The organism is Persicirhabdus sediminis (assembly GCF_016595495.1).
GTDB lineage: Bacteria > Verrucomicrobiota > Verrucomicrobiia > Verrucomicrobiales > Akkermansiaceae > Persicirhabdus > Persicirhabdus sediminis.
This window is the reverse complement of the sequence record NZ_JAENIM010000046.1, coordinates 63552-90219: the sequence shown is the minus strand read 5'-3', so window position 1 is coordinate 90219 and position 26668 is coordinate 63552. Positions and strand designations below refer to the sequence as shown.

18 protein-coding genes and 1 pseudogene are annotated in these 26668 nt (G+C 51.0%); 1 reads left to right on the top strand and 18 read right to left on the bottom strand.

All coding sequences use genetic code 11. From position 1 onward, the window contains the following. Window positions 1-695: 695 nt before the first annotated feature. The 11 genes and pseudogenes from JIN82_RS15635 to JIN82_RS15585 form a co-directional block, all read right to left on the bottom strand. Window positions 696-2069 (bottom strand): DEAD/DEAH box helicase, encoded by a 1374-nt coding sequence (locus JIN82_RS15635; RefSeq protein ID WP_200312608.1) that lies wholly within the window; start codon window positions 2067-2069, stop codon window positions 696-698. 210 nt (window positions 2070-2279) lie between these two features. After that, window positions 2280-3653 carry a protoporphyrinogen oxidase gene (hemG, locus tag JIN82_RS15630; protein WP_200312607.1) on the bottom strand — a complete coding sequence of 458 codons (1374 nt, stop codon included), beginning with the start codon at window positions 3651-3653 and terminating at the stop codon, window positions 2280-2282. Between the two features lie 149 nt (window positions 3654-3802). Then, entirely contained in the window at window positions 3803-4057 is a 255-nt protein-coding gene (locus tag JIN82_RS15625) for a hypothetical protein (RefSeq protein ID WP_200312606.1), read from the bottom strand. Window positions 4058-4364: 307 nt separating this feature from the next. Continuing rightward, a complete protein-coding gene (locus tag JIN82_RS15620; protein ID WP_200312605.1) occupies window positions 4365-4853 on the bottom strand; it encodes a redoxin domain-containing protein in 489 nt (162 codons plus the stop codon). 113 nt (window positions 4854-4966) lie between these two features. After that, window positions 4967-5551 (bottom strand): riboflavin synthase, encoded by a 585-nt coding sequence (locus JIN82_RS15615; RefSeq protein WP_200312604.1) that lies wholly within the window; start codon window positions 5549-5551, stop codon window positions 4967-4969. A 21-nt stretch (window positions 5552-5572) separates the two neighbouring features. Beyond that, entirely contained in the window at window positions 5573-7315 is a 1743-nt protein-coding gene (locus tag JIN82_RS15610; RefSeq protein WP_200312603.1) for a putative Na+/H+ antiporter, read from the bottom strand. A gap of 109 nt (window positions 7316-7424) precedes the next feature. Next, a complete protein-coding gene (gene moeB / locus JIN82_RS15605) occupies window positions 7425-8561 on the bottom strand; it encodes a molybdopterin-synthase adenylyltransferase MoeB (RefSeq protein ID WP_200312602.1) in 1137 nt (378 codons plus the stop codon). A 9-nt stretch (window positions 8562-8570) separates the two neighbouring features. Then, window positions 8571-10763 carry a tetratricopeptide repeat protein gene (locus JIN82_RS15600; protein WP_234042099.1) on the bottom strand — a complete coding sequence of 731 codons (2193 nt, stop codon included), beginning with the start codon at window positions 10761-10763 and terminating at the stop codon, window positions 8571-8573. A gap of 144 nt (window positions 10764-10907) precedes the next feature. Then, a complete protein-coding gene (gene pheA / locus JIN82_RS15595) occupies window positions 10908-12008 on the bottom strand; it encodes a prephenate dehydratase (protein WP_234042098.1) in 1101 nt (366 codons plus the stop codon). A gap of 76 nt (window positions 12009-12084) precedes the next feature. Next, window positions 12085-12483 (bottom strand): hypothetical protein, encoded by a 399-nt coding sequence (locus JIN82_RS15590; RefSeq protein ID WP_200312600.1) that lies wholly within the window; start codon window positions 12481-12483, stop codon window positions 12085-12087. A gap of 101 nt (window positions 12484-12584) precedes the next feature. Next, window positions 12585-12761, bottom strand: a pseudogene (locus JIN82_RS15585) (HD domain-containing protein); the annotation flags it as partial. Between the two features lie 444 nt (window positions 12762-13205). On the opposite strand from JIN82_RS15585, the gene JIN82_RS15580 reads away from it, so the two are divergent. Beyond that, window positions 13206-18212 carry an SUMF1/EgtB/PvdO family nonheme iron enzyme gene (locus tag JIN82_RS15580; protein WP_200312598.1) on the top strand — a complete coding sequence of 1669 codons (5007 nt, stop codon included), beginning with the start codon at window positions 13206-13208 and terminating at the stop codon, window positions 18210-18212. A gap of 713 nt (window positions 18213-18925) precedes the next feature. Here JIN82_RS15580 and JIN82_RS15575 read toward each other — a convergent pair. The 7 genes from JIN82_RS15575 to JIN82_RS15545 form a co-directional block, all read right to left on the bottom strand. After that, complete coding sequence (locus tag JIN82_RS15575; protein WP_200312597.1) at window positions 18926-19516, bottom strand: HD domain-containing protein; 591 nt, start codon at window positions 19514-19516, stop codon at window positions 18926-18928. A 70-nt stretch (window positions 19517-19586) separates the two neighbouring features. Next, a complete protein-coding gene (locus JIN82_RS15570; protein ID WP_200312596.1) occupies window positions 19587-20144 on the bottom strand; it encodes a hypothetical protein in 558 nt (185 codons plus the stop codon). Window positions 20145-20335: 191 nt separating this feature from the next. Further along, complete coding sequence (locus JIN82_RS15565; RefSeq protein WP_200312595.1) at window positions 20336-21025, bottom strand: YndJ family transporter; 690 nt, start codon at window positions 21023-21025, stop codon at window positions 20336-20338. A 197-nt stretch (window positions 21026-21222) separates the two neighbouring features. Further along, on the bottom strand, window positions 21223-21840 hold the full coding sequence (locus tag JIN82_RS15560) for a PEP-CTERM sorting domain-containing protein (protein ID WP_200312594.1): 618 nt from the start codon (window positions 21838-21840) through the stop codon (window positions 21223-21225). A 435-nt stretch (window positions 21841-22275) separates the two neighbouring features. Then, a complete protein-coding gene (locus tag JIN82_RS15555) occupies window positions 22276-22725 on the bottom strand; it encodes a hypothetical protein (RefSeq protein WP_200312593.1) in 450 nt (149 codons plus the stop codon). A gap of 140 nt (window positions 22726-22865) precedes the next feature. Beyond that, window positions 22866-23528 carry a hypothetical protein gene (locus JIN82_RS15550; RefSeq protein WP_200312592.1) on the bottom strand — a complete coding sequence of 221 codons (663 nt, stop codon included), beginning with the start codon at window positions 23526-23528 and terminating at the stop codon, window positions 22866-22868. 612 nt (window positions 23529-24140) lie between these two features. After that, complete coding sequence (locus tag JIN82_RS15545; protein WP_200312591.1) at window positions 24141-25004, bottom strand: DUF2262 domain-containing protein; 864 nt, start codon at window positions 25002-25004, stop codon at window positions 24141-24143. Between the last annotated feature and the right edge of the window lie 1664 nt (window positions 25005-26668).

Sequence of the window (26668 nt, the reverse complement as noted above, 5' to 3'; positions counted from 1 at the left end):
AGCAGACGCGGGAGCTAGTTAAAGCTAAGAGCGGTGCTAAAGCACGCGCACTCTAGATGCAGGTGTATGGGGGGATTGGCCAGCTGGAATTCATGTCCAGCTGGCTAGAAATGACGGGCATGCAATCTAGCTTGTGATGATTAGCTTTATTTAATCAGCTAGCCCCTTGTACTTAGGTTAAGTGTTGGGTTCTAGCGGACGCGGGAGCTAGTTAAAGCTAAGAGCGGTGCTAAAGCACGCGCACTCTAGATGCAGGTGTATGGGGGATTGGCCAGCGGGAATTCATGTCCAGCTGGCTAGAAATGACGGGCATGCAATCTAGCTTGTGATGATGATTAGCTTTATCTAATCAGCTAGCCCCTTGTGCTTAGGTTAAGTGTTGGGTTCTAGCAGACGCGGGAGCTAGTTAAAGCTAAGAGCGGTGCTAAAGCACGCGCACTCTAGATGCAGGTGTATGGGGGATTGGCCAGCTGGAATTCATGTCCAGCTGGCTAGAAATGACGGGCATGCAATCTAGTTTGTGATGATGATTAGCTTTATTTAATCAGCTAGCCCCTTGTACTTAGGTTAAGTGTTGGGTTCTAGCGGACGCGGGAGCTGGTTAAAGCTAAGAGCGGTGCTAAAGCACGCGCACTCTAGATGCGTTTAGAGAATAAAAAACCAGCTGGCGAGTGTTGCCAGCTGGTTGGAAAATCTTAGCTATGCTCGCGTGACTGGCGTCGGCTAGCGTTTTTGCGGGCGCCGGTGCGGCGTTTGCTGCTGGCGCGCGGTTTGTTACCTCTGGCCATTTCACCGGATTTCTGACCATCGCGGTGTTCTGGTTTGATGCGGCGTTTTTGTCCGCCTCCGCCAGATTTGGCTTTCTTTTTCGCTTTTGGTACCCGTTGGCCGATCTTGGCTTCAGGCACTTTATGGCTAGGTGAGAATCCATCCAGCTGGTGACGCGGGATGATTTCTTTGATGAGGTTCTGGATGCTAACGAGGTGCTCAAATTCATCGGCACAGACCAATGAAATCGCTTCACCTTTGGTGCCTGCGCGGCCTGTGCGGCCGATGCGGTGGACATAATCTTCCGGCACATTTGGCAGGTCGAAATTGATCACGTGAGGCAGCTGGCTGATGTCGATACCGCGCGCGGCGATATCCGTGGCCACTAGCACACGAACGTGGCCGGACTTGAACTCGTCTAGCGCGCGAGTTCTCGCTCCTTGGCTTTTGTTGCCGTGAATTGCCGCTGAGCTGATTTTTTTACCAACGAGGTATTTGCTGAGTCGGTTGGCGCCATGTTTGGTGCGCACAAATACCAAAACCTGCTTCCAGTTGTTTTCGTGCACTAGCTCAGTGAGCAGCTTGGATTTGTCGTTTTTGTCGACTTCATACAAACTATGGGTGACGGTTCTGGCGGTTTGGTTTTTTGGGCTGACGGAAATTTCCACCGGATCGTTGACGATGGTGCGCGCTAGGCGGCGGATATCGTCGGAAAAGGTCGCGGAAAAGAACAAGTTTTGACGTCGCTTTGGCAGGATTTTGATGATCTTTCTGATGTCGTGAATGAACCCCATGTCGAGCATGCGGTCGGCTTCATCGAGGACAAAAATTTCCAGCTCGTTGAGCTGCACGGCGCGTTGGTTTTGTAGGTCGAGCAGTCGTCCAGGGGTAGCCACGAGGATGTCCACGCCGCCTTTGAGTTTGCGGATTTGTGGGTTGATGCTGACGCCACCAAATACCACGGCGCTGCGTAGCTGCAGGCTTTCACCGTAGGTGCGCACACTTTCAGCTACCTGAGCTGCGAGCTCACGAGTAGGTGTGAGGATCAATGCGCGAACTTGTCTTGCACGGGCTGGAGGGCCTTGGCTGAGAATGTCGAGAATTGGCAGGGCGAAACCAGCAGTTTTACCTGTGCCGGTTTGCGCGGCAGCCATTACGTCTTTGCGGGCAAGCACGGGCGGGATCGCCTGAGCCTGGATGGGGGAAGGTGTTGTGTAACCTTGTTTTTTTACAGTAGTGAGTAGGGAAGGGAGGAGGCCGAGCTCGTCAAATGAGCCGGCGGATTGCTTGCTTTCAGTCATGTAGCTTTATTGTGGTGGCAAAATTATGCCGGAGTTGGGAGGCTAGATGATTGATAATGAAAAATCTGCCCCGTGCCCGTAGTGGGCTGTGGCCGCGCAACGTAGCGCAGAAATCCACAATAGCTACTTTTTTCGCGCGACAGGCAGATTTTCCAGCTGAATCCACTAGTGATGGGGATTGCCGCTGGTGGCGGCGGATCCATTTTCCAGCTAGCTGGAGATTTTTTCCGCCAGCTGGATGCCATTGACGAGGCAATCGCCCACGGAGATGCCGCCGCGGTAGTTGCCCAGCAGGTGAATGCCCGGCGCGTTGGCTTCGATTTTTTCAATCGCCTGCAGCACCTGTGGGTAGCTGCGGGTGTATTGTGGAATCGCTTTGTCCCAGCGCTGAATGCGCATGAATGTCGGGTTGCCTTCGATTTTGAGAATTTTACGCAGCTCGGCGAGTGCGGTTTCTAAGAGCTCGTCGTCATCTAGCTGGGCAAATTGCGGGTTGCGCATGCCGCCCATCATGGTGGTGATGGCGATGTGATCTTTTGGCGCACGTTTTTCAAATAAGGTGGAGGAGAAGAGAGCTCCTAAAATTGGGCTTTTTTCAGCTAGCTTGACGAGCATGCCAAAGCCGTCCAGCTCATGTTTGCACTGGGATTTTTTGAATCCGAGAAACAGGCTGGTGACGGGTGGTGTGTCCATGTTGACGATGGTCGGGAGCGCCGCAGCGTCGACATTTTCAATCGGCACTTCAGCCAGTTTGTGATGTGGCACGGCGATGACGATGTGTTTGTACACGTGGCTCATCGGCTCGCCACCGTCGTGGCTGATGGTCAGCTGCCAGCCGCCATCTTGTTTTTTGATGCCCAAAACTTTTGCTTTGGTAATCACGGTATCCTCGGCGAGGAACTCAGCCATGGCTTCAGGCAGTGCCTGCATGCCGCGGCGAAATGAAATCATGCGCGATTTTTTGATCTTGTTTGGGTCGCCACCAGCGCCGAGCTGCATGGCAATGGCGCCACGGATGAAGGAGCCGTATTTATCTTCCAGGTTCCATAAACGCGGGAAGGCATATTTGATCGCCAGTCTATCGGGGTCACCAGCGTAGATGCCACTGACAAAGGGACCTGCCGCACTAGCTAGCATATCGGGGCCGAGACGGCGGGTGACAAAGTCGGCAAAGGTTTCCAGCTCAGCGCCTTTGTATTTGCCAATGAATGGCTCGAGGGCAAAACGTAGTTTGCCTTTGCCTGAAAATAGCGGGCTCTTGAGCATGCCCATAGGAGACGAGGGCATGGCGATGGCTTGGCCATCTTGCACAATGTAGCGTTTATTGGCTAGCGGGTTGGCGTCGACCACTTCCTGACGCATGAGGCCAATTTGCTCGAGCAAGAGCGAGACACGTTGGTCTTTTAGTAGCAGGCTGTTTGGCCCGTGTTCGGCCATGTATCCCTCCGAGTGGCTGGTACGCACGGCGCCACCAATGCGCTCACCGGCTTCAAATACATCAACTTCGTGGCCTTTGCTGAAAAGCTTAACCGCAGCAGATAATCCGCTGATACCTGCGCCAATCACAGCGACGTTGTCCCTCATGGCTGCATTTTGTTAAACTGTGTGGTTTTTGCAACCGTGAAATCAGTCAGCCGCCAGCTGGAAATCATTTCTCTATGACGACTAAAAAAAGAGAGAGTTAGCGATGGGGGACGCTAACTCTCGTGCTTATGTTGGGTAATAGCTTCTAACTAAGCGCTCTTTAACATGTAGACGGGTGCCTCGCTGAGATCATCGTTGTACTTGCGATGCTCGTTAATGGCGCTGGCTACATGACCTAAGTTTTCTTTATCATACTGAGACATCAAGAAAGGTTCGAAGTGAGATCCGTCGTTTTTTACAAACCAGACCTTTTTGCTGCCGGTCTGAGTATTGATATCAACAAAATAGCAGACTTGGTTGAGAACTTCGACTTTCGAGTAGATGGGTGTAAACAAGTTTAACATGGTAAGGGGGGATTGGGGGTTCACGGTGAGATTACGGTTTGTTTTCATTTTGTGCAACAACTATTTAAATTTATGTAAAACTCTGCAAACTAATGCAAATGTGAACAAAGGTGCCGGATGAATGATTTTTGGCTGGTTTATGGCCATTGTATTTGGTGGAAACCCCAAGGTGATGAACGAGTTGTGCAAAAAATTGATTTCTTTTTCATTTTTTGGCTGGCTGTGATGCCAGCTAGAAAGAGCAAAAAAAGACCCACAGCTACGGTGAGCTGCGGGCCTTTCAAGAGCAAATAAATGTATAGGAGCCTTAGAGTGACTTGAGAGTCTCTTTAATGGCGTCAAAGTTTGGCAGATCTTTTGGATGATCTTGTACCTCTGCGTAACGAACGACACCTGCCTTATCGATGACAAATGCGGAACGCTTAGCCACGCCACCCATGATGAGGTTGGCTTCAGGCAGAAATTGCTCGTAAGCAATGCCGTAATCAGCTGCTACTTTGTGTTCGTAGTCACTGAGCAGTGGCAGTTTGATGCCTTCTTTTTCCGCCCATGCTTGCTGAGCAAACGGGCTGTCACCAGAAACTCCAATGACTTTAGCGTCGAGATCTTCGTACGCTGAGAGGCCTTGGGTAATGTCGCAAAATTCATCTGTACAGACGCTTGTGAACGCCATAGGTACAAACAAAAGCACGATGTTGGCTGAACCAAGCTGCTCTGATAGGGTGAAAAGTTCTGGGCCTTCTGAGCCGAGAGTTACGAGAGTGAAATCGGGTGCTTTATCGCCTGTTTTTATCATGTTTCTAACTTAAGAGGATTAAGTGCGGGAACTATAGGAACTTCCGCCCACAAGTCAACTGCTCATGAGCAAAATATGCGTAATAATTAGCGATATGTTTGAAGCCAAACGCTTTAGTGCTCGAGAAGTCGTGCGGCGTGTTTGGCCAGCATGTCAGCTTCGAGGTTCACGCGCTTGCCAGCAGCTGCTTGGCACAAGTTAGTTTCAGCTGCGGTGTGAGGGATGATCCAGAAAACCACGCTATCATCAAGCAGCTCAGCGATGGTGAGGGAAATGCCATCGATGGCGAGCGATCCTTTATCAATGCACAGACGTTGAATGTCTTGAGGAACGGCAATTTCAAGTCGGTGGTCTTGGCCGTGCTCGGTGAAGCTTATGATTTCGCCCACGGTATCGACGTGGCCGAGTACAAAGTGGCCTCCAAGGCGGTCGCCGACGCGCAGCGCCCGCTCGAGGTTGACGACTGAGCCAGCTTGCAGGTCACCGAGTGAGGTGACACGCAATGTCTGGCTGAGAACATCGAAGCTGACATGGCCATTTTCGATGAGAGTCGCGGTAAGACAGCAGCCATTGATGGCTACTGAATCGCCAAGTTCCAGTTCGTTGGCAAAGGGAATGGCAATCGTCAGGCGTGCTGATTCTCCTTTTTCAATGAGTGAGATAACATTTCCTTTAGCTTCTACGAGTCCTGTGAACATGGCGATTAATATAGTGTGTAATTAGTGGTTGTTCTCAACTTCAGCTGGCTGCTGAGTTGGTGCTGCACCACGCTTCGCTGGCTTCTTCGGTGAGCTCAGCGTACTTGCTGGTTTCTTACTTGGGTGCGGATCTTCTTTCATGCCCTTAGATGGTAAGACCATGAAACAGGTGCCAACGATGAGCGTTGGCAGGAGAGCCGCCTTAAGCAGTCCAACTGGCGCGATGCCGCCTTTAAAGTAGTGTCCCAAAATAGATTGTCCAGCAGGGTTAGGTGCGTTGGCAATAACGGTGAGACCACCGCCAGTAACCGCACCGGCAACGATGGCGTATTTCGCCCCCGCACTGAGCCCTGGAGCTTGTGAGGCGAGGAAGGTAATCGCCGCGTTATCATTAAATGCGGTGAGCACGGTGGAGCCAATCATCAGCACGAGTTCGCTGTCGATAGAAGTAATCAGTGGAGCAATCCACCAGCCCTGACATTTACCGTGAATCACCAGCGCAGCGAGGAAGAAACCAACCAACAGCGGGCTCTTCATGTTGACGTCGTTCTGGTGGTGTCCAGTCGCTTGGGTGAAACCAAGGAAGAACATGAATCCACCGATGAACAATGGTGGGTAGTGGTTAGTCAGTACGGTGAAAGCGAGGAAAACAATATGGGTGATGGTGATGATTTTTGGAATTGGATCTTCACGCTCGTTCCAGTGCATGCGCTCGTTTTCCGCACGTGTTACTTCTTTGAGGTTGGCGAAGTGTTTTTTGTAAATGGCAAAGTAGAGCAAGTTAGATAGGACGATGCCGATAAGCGCTTTCCAGCCGAAGTTCATCAGCATGAAATCAGTACCCCAGTGCCAAGTACCAGCAACCATGAGTACTGGAGGTGCGGCAAAGTGAGTGAGCGTTCCGCCAACTGAGATGTTTACAAATAACAGGCCGAGAGTGGCGTAGGCAAATGATGCCGGTGGTTGTTTGGCAAAAAAGCGTTTTGCAAGCAGCATCGCCGCGATAGTCATCGCAGCTGGCTCGGTAATGAATGAACCCAGCGCTGGGGCGATGGTGAGAATGCTCAACCACCAAGCTGCTGGAGAACCGCCAAACAGACCGGCGATTTTACCAATGATTCTTTCTGATAGACGGATGATAGGGCGTGTTGCCGCAATCGCCATGATGATCACCACAAACAGTGGCTCGGTAAAGTTGATGTCATAGGCGAGGTAGTACTCAAGCTGTTTGAGACCTTGGCCAAAGCCGTCCATGCCTTCATGGGCAAATCCAAAGTACCACATGATAGTGGCGCCCAGGGCAATCACCCAGATGCCAAACACAGTCTCCACTTCGCCGAGGAAATGGAACAAGTGCGCTTTAAATGAAACGTGGTCGCGGGCGCCTTCAAAGGCTTTGTCCTCCGCTTTGAGACCATGTTTCTCAATGAACTCTTCGTGCTCGTGCTGCTCGCGGTGCGCGATGTTGGTGAAATATCCAGCTAGGAAGGTGTGCAAAATCGCACACAAGAAAATGATGGTACACACGAGGTTGAAGCCGTCATTGGCTAGCGCGCGTGACTTGAGGATTTCGCCTAATGGCATGTCTGCCGGCTCATCGTAGAGCGCCAAGGGAGTAGGGAACTTGGCAAATTGGTCATCAGCGAGTTCGCTGTACCGTGGGTCGGTGTGGTCGTATGCTGGTTTGTCTTGGGCTGCCTGCATGGACAGTGTGCCCAGCAGAACCAACATGAGAGTGACGAATGGAACAATTAGTCTTTTCATTACGCTACTCGCCATAGCGAGTAGCTGGTCGCTAAGCAACCAAAATGAACGTATTGTTAGTTTTATTATTTAACAATCGATTTTACCAGTTAGAGTTTAACACGGTTTACTAACTACCGATTTCCTGATTCCAAGCCATCATCCCACCAATTACGTTGGAGACATTGCTGAACCCTTCGTTGATAAGGAATTCGCAAGCTTGCGCCGAGCGCATGCCAGCCTTGCAGTGGATGATAATTTCATCTTCTGGTTTCAGCTGGGGAATGATAGATGGAAATGTATTTAGTGGCACCAGCCACGCTTGGGGAATGTTGCAGATAGTGTGCTCCCATTCTTCGCGAACATCTATCAATGTTCCGGTGAAGCCATTGTCGAGTTTGGCTTTGAGCTGGTGAACGTCAATTTCTTGCATGCTAGTTGTCATAGGGTCTTGGGTGGGTTGTGGGATACCGCAAAATCCATCGTAGTCGACCAGCTCAGTGATGCTTGGCTGGTCGCTGCAGATTGGGCATTGCGGGTCTTTGCGAATGTTAAATTCGCGGAAGCTAGTTGTTAGGGAGTCGTAATGCAGTAGCTTGCCTAATGGAGGAGTGCCAGCGCCGACGATCAGCTTGATCGCCTCCATCGCTTGCAGGCTGCCAATGATGCCTGGCAGCACGCCTAAGACACCCGCTTCTGCACAGCTGGGAACTGCGCCAGGCTCAGGTGGTTCTGGCAACATGCAGCGGTAGCACGGGCCTCCTAGATGGGCGGCAAATACACTCATTTGCCCTTCAAATTTAAAGATAGATCCGTAGATGTTAGCTTTGCCTAACATGACAGCGACATCATTGCTGAGGTAGCGGGTAGGAAAGTTATCTGTGCCGTCGATGATGAGATCGTAATGCTTGGCTATCTCCATGGCGTTAGCCGCAGTGAAGCGGCATTCATAGAGGTCTAGCTCGATGTGTGGATTGATCTCTTTGAGTCTAGCAGCGGCGCTAGCCACCTTCGGCTGACCGACCCAACTCTCGCCGTGAACGATCTGGCGCTGCAAGTTGCTGCGGTCGACGACGTCGGCATCAATGATACCTAACTTGCCAACTCCAGCCGCTGCTAGATAGAGCACAACGGGTGAGCCTAGGCCGCCCGTTCCAATGCACAGCACAGATGCCGCTTTGAGTTTTTCTTGGCCTTGGATTCCCACTTCGCTGAGTGAGAAATGTCGCTGGTAACGTTCCAGCTCATCTTTTGATAGAGTCGACATGGGGTGAGATTATTGAGCAAGCGAACGCTGCAGCGCAGGGTCGGGAAGGGCACCATTTTCCAGTGCCTTCATGTACAGGCCAAGACCTTCATTTTTACGGTTCTGCTGGCTGCACAGTCTAGCTAGGTTGAAATACGGATCGGCTAAGGTGACATCGTATTTGATCGCATTGCGCCAGTGAGCTTCAGCTTGTTTGTAGCGCGCCCCTTGGGCGGCAATGTTGCCGAGGTAGAGGTGGGCGACAGCGTGGTCTGGCTCGAGGTCGATCACTTTTTCATAGCTCATGCGGGCAATCTCGATGTCTTCCATCTGATACAAGCAGGTGGCTAACATGAAGTGTGCGTAGGAGTTGTCATCGCGCAGCATCAGCGCTTCCTCAAAAGCTTCTCTAGCGGCTTGATAGTTTTTAGTGCGCATCTCCACAGTGCCGAGGTGGCACAGCGACGGGAAGTGGCCAGGATAGATGTCGATGCTTTCTTTGAGCAGCTCGCGGGCGGCATTCCAGTGCTCGTTTTCAAAGGCACGGCGCACCATGTTATTGTACGAGCTTACACGTCGCTCCAGCTGGTTGAGTTTGCGCTGGCGAACAAATTCGTTAGGGCGATCGACGGCGTGGAAATTTTGATCTGCCTGACGTCTATCTAGCAGCTGGCGTTCTTCCTCTGATAGAGCGATCTGAGCTTTTCTTAGATCGGCGATTGCTTCTTTGCCAGCGCCCTTAATTTGGCCAGCTTGAGCGGCATCCCAGAGGATCTTTTCTGAGGCTTTACGGCGTTCTTGCGCTGCAATCAATCGCGACACGGTGGCTTTGAGAATCTTGACCTCTTCGTCCGCCTCGGGGTCTTGGCCAGCAGGGCTATTTTCTTGGGCGATCTCCAGCGCTGCGCGTGTTTGTGCGAGCTCGTTTTCTAGCCTACGGAAATTGACTCGCTGCTGAGCTGTTTTTTCCTGATAGTCTTGGATACGGGTTTTGGCGATAGACAGGTCAGTCTTGGCGCGGATGAGTTCGTCTTTGGCGGCATTGCCATCTTGGAGGAGAAATTCCACGCGTCCTTCAGCTTCGCGCAGCTCGGTGCCGAGGCGGATATTTTCTTCGATGAGTTTTTGCACGCTTTCGGCGTTGTTGGACGCCAATGTTTGCCTGAGTAGGTCACGTTCGCGCATCAGCATGTTATTTTCTTCTTTCAGCTCGTTGTTGATGTCGTGCATCTCGTTGAGACTTTCCTGCAGCTGGGTGATGCGATTATTTGACTGAGCGAGTTGTTTTTCTACTACCTCAAGGGTGCTTGAAAGTGTCTTCAGCTGGTTGCGAAGTGCCTCTACCAGCTTGTTATTGATGTCTTGTTGCTGTTGCATCTGCTGGGTCACTTTTAAGACCTCCGCTCGGGCGATTTCTGCCTCTCTAATGAAAGCTTGGGTATTGCGTTTTTCAGCTTCAATCTGTTCTCGAGAGCGTTTTGTCTCTTGTGCTAACATCTGAATCTCGCGCTCTTTGATGGCATTTTGTTGCTCCAGCTCGTCGAGCTGAGATTGCAAGGGCGCACGGGTAAGCAAGTCGCGCGCTGTCATCAGCTGGCTATTGAGTTGATTGACTCTAGCAGTGAGCTGAGTGATTTGTTGATTGAGTCTTGCTTGTTCGGCTGCAGCGAGTTGCTTGTTAGTGCTATCTTCACGCACGCGTCTGCTGGCTGCCAGCTCGTCTTGAGTTTGTTTGAGTTCGTTTCTCAGGCGGGCGATTTCAGCTAGATCTTGCTGTCTGGCCTGCTGCACACTCGGTCGCTGGACCGTGGGATTATTAGCTGCCGGAGCATTGGGCAAAATCGCCTGACCAGCTTGATTTGCCGCTGGATCATTGGCTCTAGCCTTGCCGCCTTCTACTAAGTCAAAGGCATTATTTTTGCGGTTTTCTTGCTCTTGATGAGCCTTGCCTGCGATGGCTTGTTTGGCGGTGCGAGTTTTGTCTAGTGCAAAGGTAACCGTGGCATTTTTCCAGTTAGGATAAGCTTCTAGCAGGTTCATGTAATATTTCTCAGCCTGAGTATACTTAGTCATGGCGTCTTGAAATTTGCCTCCTTCAGCTAGGGTTTCAGCCTCTTTGCGGTTGAGGTAGGCATAGTAGAAGACTTGGGATGGATCGATGTCTCCAACATCATTTTCTTGCTGTGCTGAAATAGGCACCGCGCCCAGTACCAGCGTGAGCATGACTAAAAGAAGGGATGTGAATCTAGAGTTATCCATGTTGACTGGTGTTCAATAGGGAAAATCGTCGAGGCATGCAAACGCAAAAAATCCGCTCAGTTGCTGAGCGGATTTAGATTGAACTTGTTGAACTTCAGCTGGATATTCCTAGCTCTCAGAAATATCTGGATAGCTGCCGAGAATTTTTACCATCGAGCAATGGGTATCGAGCTCCTCCAGCGCTTGGCTGACCAGCTCATCTTCACAATGGCCAGCTAGATCGACGTAGAAAATGTATTCCCAATCGCGTTGTTTTGACGGGCGACTTTCAATCTTCGACATGTTCACATTGAGGTGATCAAACGACTGAAGAGCTTTTACTAGTGATCCCGGTCTGTCCCTTACGCTGAACAAGATAGACGTGCGGTCTTTGCCTGTCTGTGGGCAGAATTTCTCACCAATCACCAAGAAGCGCGTGGTATTGGTGGCGCTATCCTGAATGCTCGTTTCTAAAATACTCAGGCCATTCAGCTCAGCGGCTAGCGCTGGGCCAATCGCCGCGGCGCCATCTGCGGCAAATTCTTTAGCCAGCTCAGCTGCCTTAGCTGTGGAGGAAACTTCCACGAGGTCAACCTCTGGGAATTCGCGCAATAGCCAGTTTTTGCTCTGCCCAAATGCCTGCGGGTGCGAGTAGATTGTTTTGATTTCTTTGCGCTCGATGCCAGCCATCAGGCAGTGGTCGATGCGCAGTAAAATCTGTGCGCAGATGTGTAGTGGGGAATCGACAAACAAATCTAGCGTATGGCTCACCGCGCCTTCGGTAGAATTTTCTATCGGCACCACGCCGTAGTCGCACTTGCGGCGCGCTACCATGTCAAAAACTTCAGCGAAGTTAGAACCAGCGGTGTACTCTACAGAATGGCCAAACTTCTTGATCGCAGCCTGATGAGTCCACGTTCCTTCCGGTGCTAGGTAGGCAATCTTCAAGTCATCTTCCAGCGCCAGCGCACAAGACATGATCTCGCGGTAAATAGCGTGCACAGACTTATCTGGTAGGCGGCCACCGTTGATGTCGGTTAGCCGTTGTAGCAGCGAAGCTTCGCGCTCAGGTGCATAAATCTGCAGGTTTTCCTTCTTCTTGATCACACCCACTTCGTGAACTAACTCTGCGCGCTCAGCGAGCAAGTCGATTAGCTTGTTGTCGAGGGCGTCGATTTTTTTTCTGATCTCGTTTAGCGGCACGCCACCTGATTGGCATAGAATGCGCAAAAATTCAAAAGAAAATCGTCGAATGACTGCGCAAGTCCACACAATCATCAAATTTCAGCCGCTAAGTTATTGTTTATCAATCAGGCCGATTTGCCAAATACACCTCGGTAGCCGCGATGATCAATCCAGCTAGATCGCTGCGCTTCCTATTTTCTAGCCGACCGAGAATTTCTTTGTTAGCCAGCTGCACACGGTAGTGGCCAAACTCAGCTGGATCCGGGTGGCTACCATCATTGACGATCTGAAATTTTGGTTCGGTCACTGGCCAGCGTGAATCGTTAGCTATAAATGAGTCACGCCCAAATCCAGCCAGACCATCATCTTTCATTGCTGCTAGACCAGCTGTAAACGTCGGCTCACACAGCTGAGCCAATGCCGCCTCCTGCGCCAATCCTCCATGACCACCCATGGGAAAAATAGTCGCCGTCAGCTGCCATTCAGTTGCAGAAAGCTTTAATAAATACACTTCTATCATAACCAGTTAGTGGAAATCGTGATCATCACCAGCTAGCTTATAACCAATCCACTGGTGGGTGACAATGCATTGCATGTCTTGAATCTGAGATCAGCCATATCCTATGCGATAAGATCTAAGCTGGTTTGTGTGCAGCATGCATCAGTAAAAGCAAAAGTATCTCCAGCATCAATCTCCACAAAATCGTGGATCATGAGCATGTGAATGACGCGAAAAATGTCCACCGGCACAGCGGCATATTGGTGCACCGTGTGGGCGTGCATGGAAATATGCCAGCTGTGCTCGGTACTTTTTTATTGTTAGGTTTGGCCGAGTTTTGACTATAAATCGATTTTGAGCTGGTCGATCTCAAGGAGGAAATTCAGCTGCTGGTTTAGATCTGCCATGCCGCCAATTCTAGCGAAGCTAGCCAAGCATGTTAATCACCTCATCTAGCAGTCAGTGCTCAGTTAAAAAACTCATTTGATACAGGTTAGGTGTACTAAAAAAACGTTTTTCATGGCGCGCGATATATCCCGCCAGCATTAGCTCGTAGGAATCTCTCTGTGAGCGATGATTTGACTTTCTCCTCATAACCTAATTTCCCAACAGGCGATTGTTAGGCGTGTGACACTTGTTTCACTGGGGCTTAATTTTTGTTTGTACAATGGGAGGTCTGTATAACCTAATTGGATTTTGTCACATCAGTTAGTATCACTGGAAATACGAAGGTAAATAAAAGTATGAGTATTAGATTTAAGGCGGTAATAGGCGCGATTGCGGCCGGATTAATTTTGTCGGGGGCGGCGGCAGGAGAGGTGCTGCTTTTCAATTACAGTCAAACCTCTGGCAACAACATTCCAAGCGCCTCCAGTGTGGGGGCGGACGCGCTGGTCAACGTTACAGGCAATGCCGGCACGCAGTCGGGCAACTTGAACGGCGTCGGCTACAGGATGGTTCACGGGGACTATTGGCAAGACGGTTTTGCTGTCCTCGGTCACCCCTATTATGCCGTGCTGGAGGAGAACGTCACCGTCACCTTGAGCGGCCTTAGCGCCTGGCTTGCAACGCAGGGAGCTAGCTCATATGAGGTTACCCTGCATTACGCTGGGGCGAACGGCCAGAGTGCCTTTATCGGAACTCCCTCCAAGATCCGGGTTGGCGGAGAAGCGGAAACGATCACACTCGTGAAGAGTGTATCAAACAGCGATTACTGGTCAGGCGATGGTGCAACGCATACTTTCTCGTCGGATACACTGACAATCACCGACAGCATGAATTCCTACAAAGCCGGAATTTCCTCTATCCGACTCGAGGCTGTTATCGGCGGCAATCCCGGAAATACGCCGCCGGTTATTACTGAGGGCGAAAGATTCGCCATGAACGCGACAAAGGACGGTGGGGCTCAGACCGTGGTGCTGCATGCCGTGGATGCCAATGGAAACGACCTCGACTGGTCGATTAGCACGCCTGCGGCCAAAGGTACGGCCACCATTGATGCGGAAAACAATACGGAAGCAACGATCAGCTATACGCCGAACGCCGGCTACGCTGGACTGGACAGTTTCGGTGTTGAGGTCAGCAATGGCCAGGCATCCACTTCGATTACGGTGGACGTGAGCGTGGTGGATCCGACTGCCGATCCGGTCCTTACGATTGTATCTCCGTTCGGAACCTCAACTCCGGCTGCCGGGACAATCAGTTATCGCTCTGGAACGGAAGTTACCGTGCGTATTGCGGGCGAAAGTTCGGCTGACACCCGCCACACGCCCACCGGCTGGACTGCTGTCGGCAGTGCCCCGGTCTCGGGCACAGGATCGACCGTCACCTTCGATATTACCCGCGACACCGTGCTGACCTGGAATTTCCTGACGGAATACCGGGTGGATACCGAATCCACCTCCGGAGGCAGCGTGGATGTGGCCGACGGATGGTACAGCGACGAGATTCCGTTGACGATCACTGCTACACCAGCGCAAGGCTACTATTTCAACGGCTGGACCGGCGATACCGGAGGTGCGTTGATCGGCGGTGACACGCTCGTGCTGCCGATGAATCGTGCACGCGGAACCATCACGGCACAATTTAAAGCGGAGGAGGTGTTCTCGGTGATCGCCCTGCCGGATACACAGAACTACTCTCAGTCCTACCCCGATATCTACAACTCCCAGACGCAATGGATTGTAGATAATATTCGGAAGGAGAATATCAAGTTTGTCACCCATCTCGGAGACATCGTTAATACCGCGGGAAATGCCGGACAGTGGAAGAATGCCAATGCGGCGATGGATCTGCTGCATGAGAACGGCGACAACACGAAGGCGGCCCTAGTTCCCTACGGAACCTGTCCGGGCAACCACGACATCAACGATTATTATCGCCAGTATTACGGTGAGAACTCCGGACGCTGGAAAAATCCGGTCAATGGCCAGTACTATGACTGGTACCGGGGCGTCTCCCCAACCGGCTGGAGCGACTATCAGGTGATCACCGTGAATGGCCGCGACTGGATGTTCTTGCACATGGATATTGACGCCCGCGACCAGGACATCGCTTGGGCGCAGGCCGTACTGGATGATCATCCAAAAGCGCTCGCCGTTCTGACCACGCATAACTATCTTGCAGAATCGAAGGGCAGCGGAAGCTCCGGTTCGGGCACCAGCGAGCGCGGTCGCGTTCCGGTGCAGTGGGTTTCCGGCTCCGACCGCAACAACCCGAACGAGGTCTTTGAAAAACTCGTCTACCCCAACAATCAGATCTATATGGTCATTTGCGGACACAACTTCGCTATTTATAACCTTGAGGAAACCAACGCGGCTGGAAATGTCGTGCATGAGGTGATTGTCGACTACCAGACGCTTCCCAATGGGGGCAATGGCTTCTTTCGCCAGATGGAATATCGCCCTTCCGAAGGCAAGGTGGTGCACAGCACATACTCGCCTTGGCTTGGACGCGACTGGAGCTCCAGCCTCGGCGCTGATTCCCAGGGGATGGCGAATCTGCACGACCGCTATAACGGTGGCTTCTTCGATATGCTTGTCGATTTCGATGGACGTTTCGATAAGACCCTGACGGTTATCTCTCCGCAATCTGCTGTCACTCCGTCAGTTGGGGGACACAAGATTGCCGACGGCACCCCAGTGGTTATCAGTGCACAGGACGTCGTCAGCGGAACTAGACGCGAGCATGTCTCCGGCTGGTCCTTGATCGGGGAAAAAGGCAATACCAACGGCGAGGGCAATGTCGCGGTACTGACGATGGATGGCAACGCCACCTTGAGATGGAACTACAACACACAGTATCAGTTGACTACCCTGACGGTGGGCGATGGCATTGTTTCCACTCCTTCAAGCTGGCAGGACGCCGACGCTAAAGTTTCAATCACGGCCCAGCCGGATGCCGGAGCCACATTTATCCGCTGGAGCGGCGATCTAAGCGGAGCAACCGTCAACGGCTCATCCATCTCATTCACTATGGACCGGGCCCGCGGACCTGTGACCGCCGAGTTCTCCAGTGCCTCTTCGACCTACAGTGTGGCTGTCAATTCCCCGGTGAATGCCGTGAGTCCAGCCACTGGCTCCTATAGCTACAATGCGAACTCCGAGATCACCTTCACGGCCTCCACCTATGTCTCTGGCGGCACCCGCTATGTGCCGATCGGATACAGCTATGTACTCGGTGACAGCAGCCCAGTTAACGGCAGCGGTAATTCGATCTCTTTGACGCTGACGGATGACCTCGTCTTTGACTGGCAGTGGGCCACGCAACACTCCGTGAATGTCTCGGCATCCGGACCGGGTTCCGTCGATCTTTCCAAGGTCTGGCACGATGCCGGCACTCCATTATCGATTACAGCCGTCGCCGATACCCATGCCCGCTTCACCGGTTGGAGCGGTGACACAACTGGGGCGGTAGAAGATGGCAATCAACTGCTCATTGACTCACTGAATGCCCCGTTCGGCACGGCAGTTGCAGAGTTTACGACCGACAAGTACACGCTGACCGTCAACTCCCCATTCGGTACTCCGGTTCCCGCAGGGCCACTTACGGTCGCTTACGGAACGGTGGTTGACGTCTCTGTGGATCCAGTGTCTGCGGGCCGCACCCGCTACATCCCGACCGGCTGGAATACAAGCGGAGCTGTGATCAGCAGCGGTGCCGGAAACAGCGGAACCGTTACGGTAACCGGTAATATCGCACTGACATGGAACTGGGAAACTCAGGTTCTGCTGGATATCGATTCCGGCGCTGAAGGGAGCGTCTGGCCGTACAATGCCTCGCAATGGTATCCGCTCGGTTCCTCCGTGGATCTTGCTGCACAGCCCGGAAATTGGTTCAGCTTCCTTAAATGGGCTGGGGATCTACCGAGCGGTAACGACGGTAGCGTATCTAACATTACGGTAGTGATGGATCAGCCGCGCACACTGACGGTTGATTTTGAGCCACATCTTGCGGCTGGTGGCACCCCGCACTGGTGGTTCGATGTGCTCGGTCTCGCAACCAACGGCAATTACGATGCAGTAGAAAATTCGGATGTGGACGGCAATGGGCTCACAGTTGCCCAGGAATTCGTCTTTGGTATCAGAACTGGAGCCAGGGTCATGCTCGATCCCTCCGTGTCGGATGGTACTTTTTCTCTCGATTGGCTGGGACACATCGGTCGTGATTATACCGTGATTAGCGGCGATGACCTGACGAATGATATGCAGCCCTCTAGTCAGACGATCTCGGGCCAAGGTACCCATATCGTCTTCACAACGCCTAAATCGGGCAGCCGCCAGTTCTATCGTGTAAGCGTAGAACTCACACCTGCCGGCATCAACGACAGCCACCAGATTGCGCAATCTCCGGGTGCGGTTCAACTTAACTTTGAACGCGATATGGTCCTCATTCCCGCCGGCTCCTTCACGATGGGTGAGAACGTTTCCGGATCTGCCTCGCCGTTACATACGGTCAACCTGAAGGCCTTCCATATGGACAGGTTCGAGGTAACGCGCGGCGACTGGCGCAAGGTGGTCCTCTGGGCCAACGACAACGGCTATGACCTGCCGACAGAACTCGAGGCCGGTCTTCAGCAGCATACACCACCCGATGACCACCCGGTTGTGCCAGTTAAATGGTACGATGCCGTCAAGTGGTGCAACGCCCGCAGCGAGATGGAAGGACTCGTTCCTACCTACTACATCGATACCGACGGTATGCAGGTCTACCGCAGCGGCGACTACGACCTCACAGCGGAAAACGTGAACTGGAGCGGCAACGGCTATCGCTTGCCTACCGAAGCGCAGTGGGAGTACGCCGCGCGCGGTGGGCTTGAAGGCATGGATTTCCCATGGGGCAATCAAGCCGCTGAGGGGCGTGCTAACACGTGGCAATACCTCGTGTCGGTCGGTCAGCAGAATGATCCCTACCCAGTTACCCGACCAGTAGGCTACTTTAACGGAAACCAGGATATCGCTTCCGGCACAGCCGCGGACATGGCTAACGGTTATGGACTCTACGACATGGCTGGTAATGCCTACGAATGGACTTGGGATTGGTACAGCCCGTATTCGGCTCTGGAAGAATTCGATCCGAAGGGGCCTGCAACCGCCCCAGAAGATCCGCGGCGCATCCTCCGCGGTGGCGCATGGTGGCACAACAGCTCCGACTCACGGGTCATGTATCGCATCCCATATCTTCCGGACGGTGAGGACCCGTATGGGGAGGTCGGCTTCCGCTGCATCCGCCCCGCTCATCCGAACGAGTAGCGGGCTCTCGCCCCGTCCTCGACGGAAAGCCAAAAAAGCCGTTGGCATCTGCCAACGGCTCAGGTTGTTGAGAAAACGCCATCCAACTTGATTTTGGTTTAAAGTTACTGGGCGTTTTTAAACTCGGAGGCGAATATATAGTTGGCTGTATCTCCTTGTTAGGATTTGTTGAATGCGTCAAGGGTTCGTTGTATATCAATACCTAAGGCCTCCTCTTTGTAGGGGGAGTTGTTCTTACAATCGAGAAACAAAAATAAATCTCCTTTTTTTGTACTGCAAAGCCAGAACTCTATTTTACTGAATCCTGAATCCGTCTGTGAGAAGATTTTAGAATCTTTGTATGATCTCCATAAAAGTCGCCTTGCTGTGAGCAGGGGAGTTTTAGTTAGTCTAGGAGTGTTCTCTACACTTGAAGAGATAGAAGCGCTGATGTCAGACAATAATTTGGGGGAATCTCGCAAATAACACAGGAAGGAGGAAGGTCCAGAGCCTGCTCTGTACAGAGAGAGTGAGCCTTCAGCATTCTTTTTTATCTCTAAAGTGTATGGGAAAAGAGGCACTGATTTTTAAGTCTAAAAGTGTTGATTCGTAGTGCTGGTTAAACGGTCTAACATTTCGGGGCGATTAGCCGAGATCACGTACATGCGGTCAGTTGAGCTGGCAGGCGGGATGTTTAGTCAGATTGATAGATCTCATGATGGTGGCGGGCTGCATTAATCTGTCAGCCAGCCATTTTCTACCGCCAGCTGGATCTGCCCAAGCGCGTAGTCCCACAGCTCTGGCGATAGTCCTTCAAGGAACTGGTTGCGTTTGATTACCTGCGATTTGCTCACGCCATGTTGCACCCAGCTGCCGCCATCATTTGCCATATTCTGCAGCAGCGGCAGTAGCCGGTCCATTGCCTTGGCAAATCTAGCATCGGCGGTTTTTGCTGCTTCAAATTCTAACCATAAGTTTTTTGTCGCCAGAAATTGTTGATCGGGCAGCAAACCAAAGAGCCGCGTAGCTGCGGCGATTTCTTTATTTTCCTGAGCCTCCTGCTGGCCTGCATCAGCAAAAGCAAATGTATCTCCAGCATCAATCTCTACAATGTCGTGGATCAATAGCATGTGAATGACGCGAGAAATGTCCACCGGCTCAGCGGCATATTGATGCAGCGTGTTAGCCACCATGGAAATATGCCAGCTATGCTCGGCGCTATTTTCATTTCTGTTATTGTCAGATTTGACCAAGTTCTGTCGATACACCGACTTGAGCCGGTCGATCTCAATGAGGAAATTCAGCTGCTGATCTAGATCTGCCATGCCACCGATCATAGCGAAGCAAGCCAAACATGGCAATAACGGCATCTAGCTCCTATTGGACCTATCAGACTTAGCTGTTTAGATTTTTAGCCAAATTCGGCACGATAGAGCTTTGTCCTAACCATTCTCCGTATTCGGCGAGCGCGCGGAAACGCAGCGTCGTAAACTGGTAGTGGAAATCTTTGCGCTCACGCTCAGTCATCGCTCTAGCATGTTGGTCATTTTCAGCGCTGGCACCTTTGCCGTGAACCATCTCCGCCATCTCTCTCTGGCTGCGCCAAATGCTAAAGGTGCTGAATGTGCCCAGCGGGCGCATAGAGGCTAGCGCCAGCTTAGCGGCTGGGTGATCTCTAACTTGTCTCTCCACTGGTCTGCCCCAGCGAATGAAACGAAACAGCTGTGGCAGCTTCAAGCGTGCCAGAGTCACTGCGACAACGGGCTGGTCGTTCTCCGCCTTGTTGTCGCTGACCTGCAAATCATCAAATTCTGAAAATTGCCCCCAGCGGCGAATCAGTTCGAGCCGTACATGCCAGCCAGCTGATAGAGTATTTCCTAGCTGTGAGTTTGTTAAGAAATCATCTAATGCCTGCTCATTTTCCCACGCTGCAAATACAGCAAGGTGTCTCAAATGAAATCTAGCTGGCGATAGGATAGGGGAGCCCAGAGTCATCGTTGCCGTGCACTCTGCATGATGCAATCCAGCCACCTGATGCTTTGTTGGAGGATTCCATAAAGCTCTAGCAGTAGTCAGGGATGTTGTTTCTACCAGATGATAGCTAAAAATGGCCATAGGCTAAGGAGTCGATTTTTTTGCTTCTATCAGGGGTTTCTACGCATGCTGGAATGCGACTTGGGGCGCCCCCAGGCAAAGGCTAGCAGCCCGAGCCCAACGTGGCCGATCGCATTGATGATGCCATGGTAGCGCACCATATCGGGGATACCGAAGATGGGTTTGCCCCAGGCCCATGCTAAGGCTGGCACCATGGTGAACAGAGGAATCGTTAGCGCGAGGATTAGCAGTGCCAAGGGCGCTCGGTTCATCCGTGTCGGCTGGCCAAATAATACCGCTGCCAGCTGGATGATAAAGATCATTAGATAGGCCGACGAGGCCAGCTCGTCGCAGTAGCGGTAGCCTAGAATGCCTGCCGCTGTGACCAGATAGGCTATGGGATGCACGACCAAAAGAATACGCAATAGTTTCTTAGAGCGTGGATGAGTAACAACTCGGCAGCTCAAGGCCGTTACCGTTAGGGCGCCGAAGCCAGCAAAGGCAAAATGGGCCGCCGTGATCCACGTCCACGGCGTGCCAAAACCGAGCAGCGTGGAGCCATTAAGAAAGACGCCTAACCAAACCATGCTGCCAACAAGAAAGACATACGCGCCCGCTAGAGCGAGCTCTTCAGCTAGCAGCTTGTCACGAGCAAATGCTCGCCGAAGCAGGAAGCAGCCGACAGCAATCGTCAATAAAACTGGCGCTGCAAGTAGGGCTATAACAGAGGCTAGCGGCATAGAGGTGCCTGGGTGGGCAATAGATGTTTCTAGCCTAGCACTCTAACTTGAGTCAACCTATATAGCCTGAGAAATCTAGCTAGGAGGACCAGAGCTTAGCTAGCAGGTTTATTTGGGCTTTTACGAAGAGATCGAAAAGTAGTGATCAGTGTTCAGTTAGCAGAATTCAGATGGTTTAGCTGAAAACATACAACGCGCTATTTCTTATAGTTGGGCCGACGACGAACAATAGTACCTAGTATACCTATACCTATTAGTAAGGCAGTGGAGGGTTCAGGTACCACACCTACGTTCACTGTCACGGTGTCACTTATGGATACATTTGTTAACGTCGTGGTGTAGGAGCCTTGCGTTAAACCTAAGCTGTCAAACGTGCTACCTATCCATGAGTTTGTTGCGGAAAGGCTTTCGCCTGAAACATAACCGGTGGGCAAACCTATAGCGCCGTTGCTAAAAAGTGCTACTCTATCTCCATTACCTAAAGAAGCATAGCTGAGGGAACCTGTACCGAAAGGCATCCAAGCGTCACTAACCGAGTACGAGTCGCTATTGTATGGAGAGCCTGAGTTAATGGGAGAAGAAGACCCTCCCAAAATAAATCCTCCACTTGGGTCAATCAACTCATTGGAGTTAACTGACGTAACATCATAGCCCAAGGTGGCTGCAAGATTAACGCTTCCTGAGATAACCAAATTTACTCCCTCAAAGTCTTCAGTAAAGGTAAGGACAAGGGCTCCGTTAGCTGATCCTGCGAGGTATACTATAGAGGCTGCGAAGGCACTAAAAGTTCTCACTGGTTTTGAAATGTATTTCATCTTTGTAGGTGTTTATAGCTAGACCATACCTGAATTCTAACAATTCAAGTTATTTTTTCTGTTGGTGTTAGCTGTTTGTAAATCCAAAATTTCTAAATTGCTATTAGCTAAAGCTGTAGTTTGTGTTGCTGAAAAACTCTATTAAGTCAATGAAATAGCTAGTATTCAGTTAGCCTGGCTTCAGCCTTGCTCTTTAGTGGTGTTCAGTGAAAAAACTCATTGAGCTGATGCCTAGCACACCAAGCGCTGAGCGCTCAGCGTGCTAGCTTTTTGGGGTAAGATTGCAATTATCATAAAGCTTATTAATTCGGGGGGAAGCGCTTGGGAGCAGCGCCTTGTTATACAGAGTATATTTATAGGCGGATCTTGTGGTTTTGGGTGTGGAATCCCAACTTATCTAGCTTGGAGCTAACTGACTTAAAACCATTGGAAACACTAGAGCTTAGAAATTTGTGTCTCTCCATCAATGACGATGTTGTATTCGAAGAAGTGGTTATTTCCATCAGTAAAATGCTCTTGAGAAAAGTAAACTCGGTTCATGGCGTTATCAATGGATAGGCCTATTCTTGGAATATTGAGTGTGTTCGTCGACGGGGTAAAATGAATGAGGTCACCTTTCTTATATTGGCTGGCTATGTATAGTAAGGTGGCAGTGGGGTAGAGAACAGCAGTTGTAATTAGTGTGCCGATAGCCAAATTTATTTTGGATTGGTTAGTGTCAGTAACAACTCCAAATAGCCAGTAGGCACTGAGTCCACAAAGGATACAAATAATAGAGCAAGTGATAATTGCTGGAACTGGATTGTACTTAATGGCGATGGAGTCAGCTAACTTCGACAAACGCCAAGATCCAAGATTACTGTATGATGTGTGAAGGCGTTCCATTTTTTAGTATGTCTAGCACACCCAATCCGACCGACTCAGCGCGCTTTTAATACTTCTATCAAGCTCCCTCCTCCCGTCAATCCTCCAAGTCGCCAGCGCGGTCGGATTTGTGGTGCTGCGCATTGTTCGCCCGTTCTGACCTATTTGAGCTCAAACGAAGAAAAGAGATGGGGAAATCGAATTGAGATAGCTTGATAGAATTCATTGAAACTCTGGACATCATGGCGATATCCACCGTCCAATTCGCTCTGAAGAAGCACAAGATAGCTCCTAATGTGATCGGAGTCCCCTAAGAGAGCATCAATCGCCAACACCTGCTTAAAAGGTGTTTGATTCTGGCCTAGTCCATCTCTGGCCTCCAAGGAGGCCCTGATAGTCAGGAGGTCATGAAAATGCTGAAAATATGATTGAGCGCACTCACGAATGAATCGTTGAATTCCACTAGACACCTCTGAAAAGTCTGTGTCTCGTTTCAAACCATACCAGCAAGTATCACCTGTGAAATCTAGTAACTCAAAGTTCTGCTGGTTAACTGAATAAAGAAACACGGTTCTGTCGTATGGAGTGATCTTCCGCTCTTCGATTTCAGAAATCAGCTTTTCGGTCTCAGTATGAGCTACACCTAAATAAAAGGAGAGTGAATAGTCGGTGCCATTCCTAGTTGTGACATCAATAATTAGGTTGTCAGAAAAATCTGCGGTTCTCTTCCGTAGCTGAGTCCTTGATCGCGTGTATCGAAACTCCGGCAGCTCCAGCAAGAGGATTTCAGCCAATCGGTGGGCTATTTCATCGGTATGCGACATCTAAGGATTTTTTGCCGAACAGTATTTGTTCGTAGTAATGGTTGAGTGATTTAACATTTTAGAAATCCGATTAGCCGAGGCTACGACCATTAATTTTGTAATGCTGGCGGGCGGGATGTTTAGCTAGAATGATAATTTTCATGATCGGAAAGGATGGCGGGCTGCGCCCATAGTTAGTAGCGGAAAGTTTTTAGTCTCCAGTGAATCTAATAGAGGTTGCTAGAAATATCTAATGAGTCAATGCGTAATTAGCTGATAGGTAGTTATGTTGCATCACACACACTCTCTACAACCATCCTACAGTCGATCAATCTGGCAGTAGTGGAAGTTAGGCGCGCGGCCCGAGGTGGAGAGATACGCGATTCTGCAAGACTGCAGCTTTCGCTTCAAACATGCCTCGGCAGCGATGCAGAACCACATCTGCTGCTGCAACAGTAACAAAGGCATCACGCGCTCGGTGCTGCGGGAGCTGGTGTATGTGATGGGGTGAACGTCAAGAGTCTGCCACAGGCTACAGGCAGCGCACCTTCGACTTCAAGGTTGAGGTTGTGATTATCATGACGCTTTCGACTCCCGGCGAGTAGCCTGTTGGTAGCACCCGCTTGTTCAGCCCTATCCGTGGAAGCCCGCATCGAAGAACCCTCGCTCTGGATCGCCGCGAACTTCGATCGAGTGTCCCCAGAAAATGTCTCCGTCCTCAAACCAGAAGTCGAAACTCCCATCCTCTTCAACCGTGATCGATTCCAGCTTCATCTTGCGCATGAATTTATCCTTGGACATTGGCTGCTCGCCTTCGTTGAGCCAGCTTGCGTTCTTTACTTCGAGCAATGTGCTAGCCGCAACCTCGCACGCCTGCCGAGTCAGAGTCTTCCGCTGCCCCCAGAGCTCTTCAGCTCTACCAATGACGCCTGAGGGATCAGAGACGTCCGTAGGAGTAAGATTGAGGCGAATCTTACGCAGCCCCCATCTCGCTTCACCCTCAAACCAACCAACTCGACGATCCAGTGTGAAGCGCCCGAGACCTCTAGAATCGACGGTTACCGGAGTCGCCAAATCTGCGGCAAATCGCTTAAGGTCTTCGTCGTCCACCCCAGACTCGACAATCTCGACCAAAGCACCCTGACGGCAATCGAATCCCTCGAGTTGCCCAATGTGAAGCGCGATCGAAATAATAGATTCGGCGTTGATCGATTCCTCCAACCTTTGAAGCTCGTCACCATCGACAACCTTCCGAATGGTCATTTTGTCGGTATGAAGTGCTCCCTCAGCATCCGTCCACGCGTCGAGAGAGAAGAGGAATGACCAATGATCGAGGAGGCTGCGAGGGTTGGATGACCACGCCCCGCTCGGTGACACAAGGCCATTAATCACCTGCTTGGGTTGCTCCGCTAACTCGGCGCATAGATCACGCTGGCGCTGCAGGTCTTCCTCCGACTTGCGCTTCTCCTCTTGCAGAAACGGTGTGAGCTCACTCATCGAAGATTTCTTGGCAGAACAGTATTGGTTCGTAGTAATGGTTGAGTAATTTAACATTTTAGAAATCCGATTAGCCGAGGCTACGACCATTAATTTTGTTGAGCTGGCGGGCGGGATGTTTAGCTAGATTGATAATTTTCATGATCGGAAAGGATGGCGGGCTACGCCCTTAGTTAGCAGTGGAAAGTTTTCAGTGCTCAGTGAATGAAGCCTTCGGGATATGGTCTGATAGGTCGCTTTTGTGAATTAATCTCATGTTGCTAGAAACCTCTAATGAGTCAATGAAATAGCTAGATGGCGGCTAGGCAGGCAGGTTTTAGCAGTTACTATATACGCTTGAATGCAGAACCTTCAGGAGCCTGTGGGTCCTTAGGGGGATTGACGAGAGGAGAGTGAATTCTATTCTTTGGCTATAGAGTGGATCTATTTTTCATGGCATTGACAAAGCTGAATTTCAGCCATCTATGAGCCAATGGGGTAAACCATGCCTTGAGCTCTTTTTTTGTAATTATTTCCTGAACTTGTAGCATGATTTCCTGAATGATGAAACCCAGCTAGCTGGAATTACTCGCGGGGGAGTTAGCCAAATAGCTTATCGTGTGGCTAGAAGCTGAGAGCGGCGCTAAAGCGCACGCAGTCTAGATGCCTGCAATCCCTGCGGGATTGAATAGAGAGTGGAGAAGAGAGATGAGTGAGTGCCTGGGAGATAGGACGCGGCTAGCTAGATTGCTGGGCTTTTACTATACTCTCTGTGCATTTTTTGCAGCGTTGCGCACCTTAGGGCTCTGGCCGGGCTTTTGCTAGCTTCTCAACAAATACTTTATCGTGTGGCTAGAAGCTGAGAGCGGCGCTAAAGCGCACGCAGTCTAGATGCCTGTAATCCCTGCGGGATTGAATAGTGAGTGGAGAAGAGAGATGAGTGAGTTCCTGCGAGATAGGACGCGGCTAGCTAGATTGCTGGGCTTTTACTATACTCTCTGTGCATTTTTGCAGCGTTGCGCACCTTAGGCCTCTGGCCGTGCTTTTGCTAGCTTCTCAACAAATACCTTATCGTTCGGCTGGAAGCTGAGAGCGGCGCTAAAGCGCACGCAGTCTAGATGCCTGCAATCCCTGCGGGATTGAATAGTGAGTGGAGAAGAGAGATGAGTGAGTGCCTGCGAGATAGGACGGGGCTAGCTAGATTGCTGGGCTTTTACTATACTCTCTGTGCATTTTTGCAGCGTTGCGCACCTTAGGCCTCTGGCCGGGCTTTTGCTAGCTTCTCAACAAATACCTTATCGTGTGGCTAGAAGCTGAGAGCGGCGCTAAAGCGCACGCAGTCTAGATGCCTGCAATCCCTGCGGGATTGAATAGAGAGTGGAGAAGAGAGATGAGTGAGTGCCTGCGAGATAGGACGGGGCTAGCTAGATTGCTGGGCTTTTACTATACTCTCTGTGCATTTTTTGCAGCGTTGCGCACCTTAGGCCTCTGGCCGGGCTTTTGCTAGCTTCTCCACAAATACTTTATCGTGTGGCTGGAAGCTGAGAGCGGCGCTAAAGCGCACGCAGTCTAGATGCCTGCAATCCCTGCGGGATTGAATAGTGAGTGGAGAAGAGAGATGAGTGAGTGCCTGCGAGATAGGACGCGGCTAGCTAGATTGCTGGGCTTTTACTATACTCTCTGTG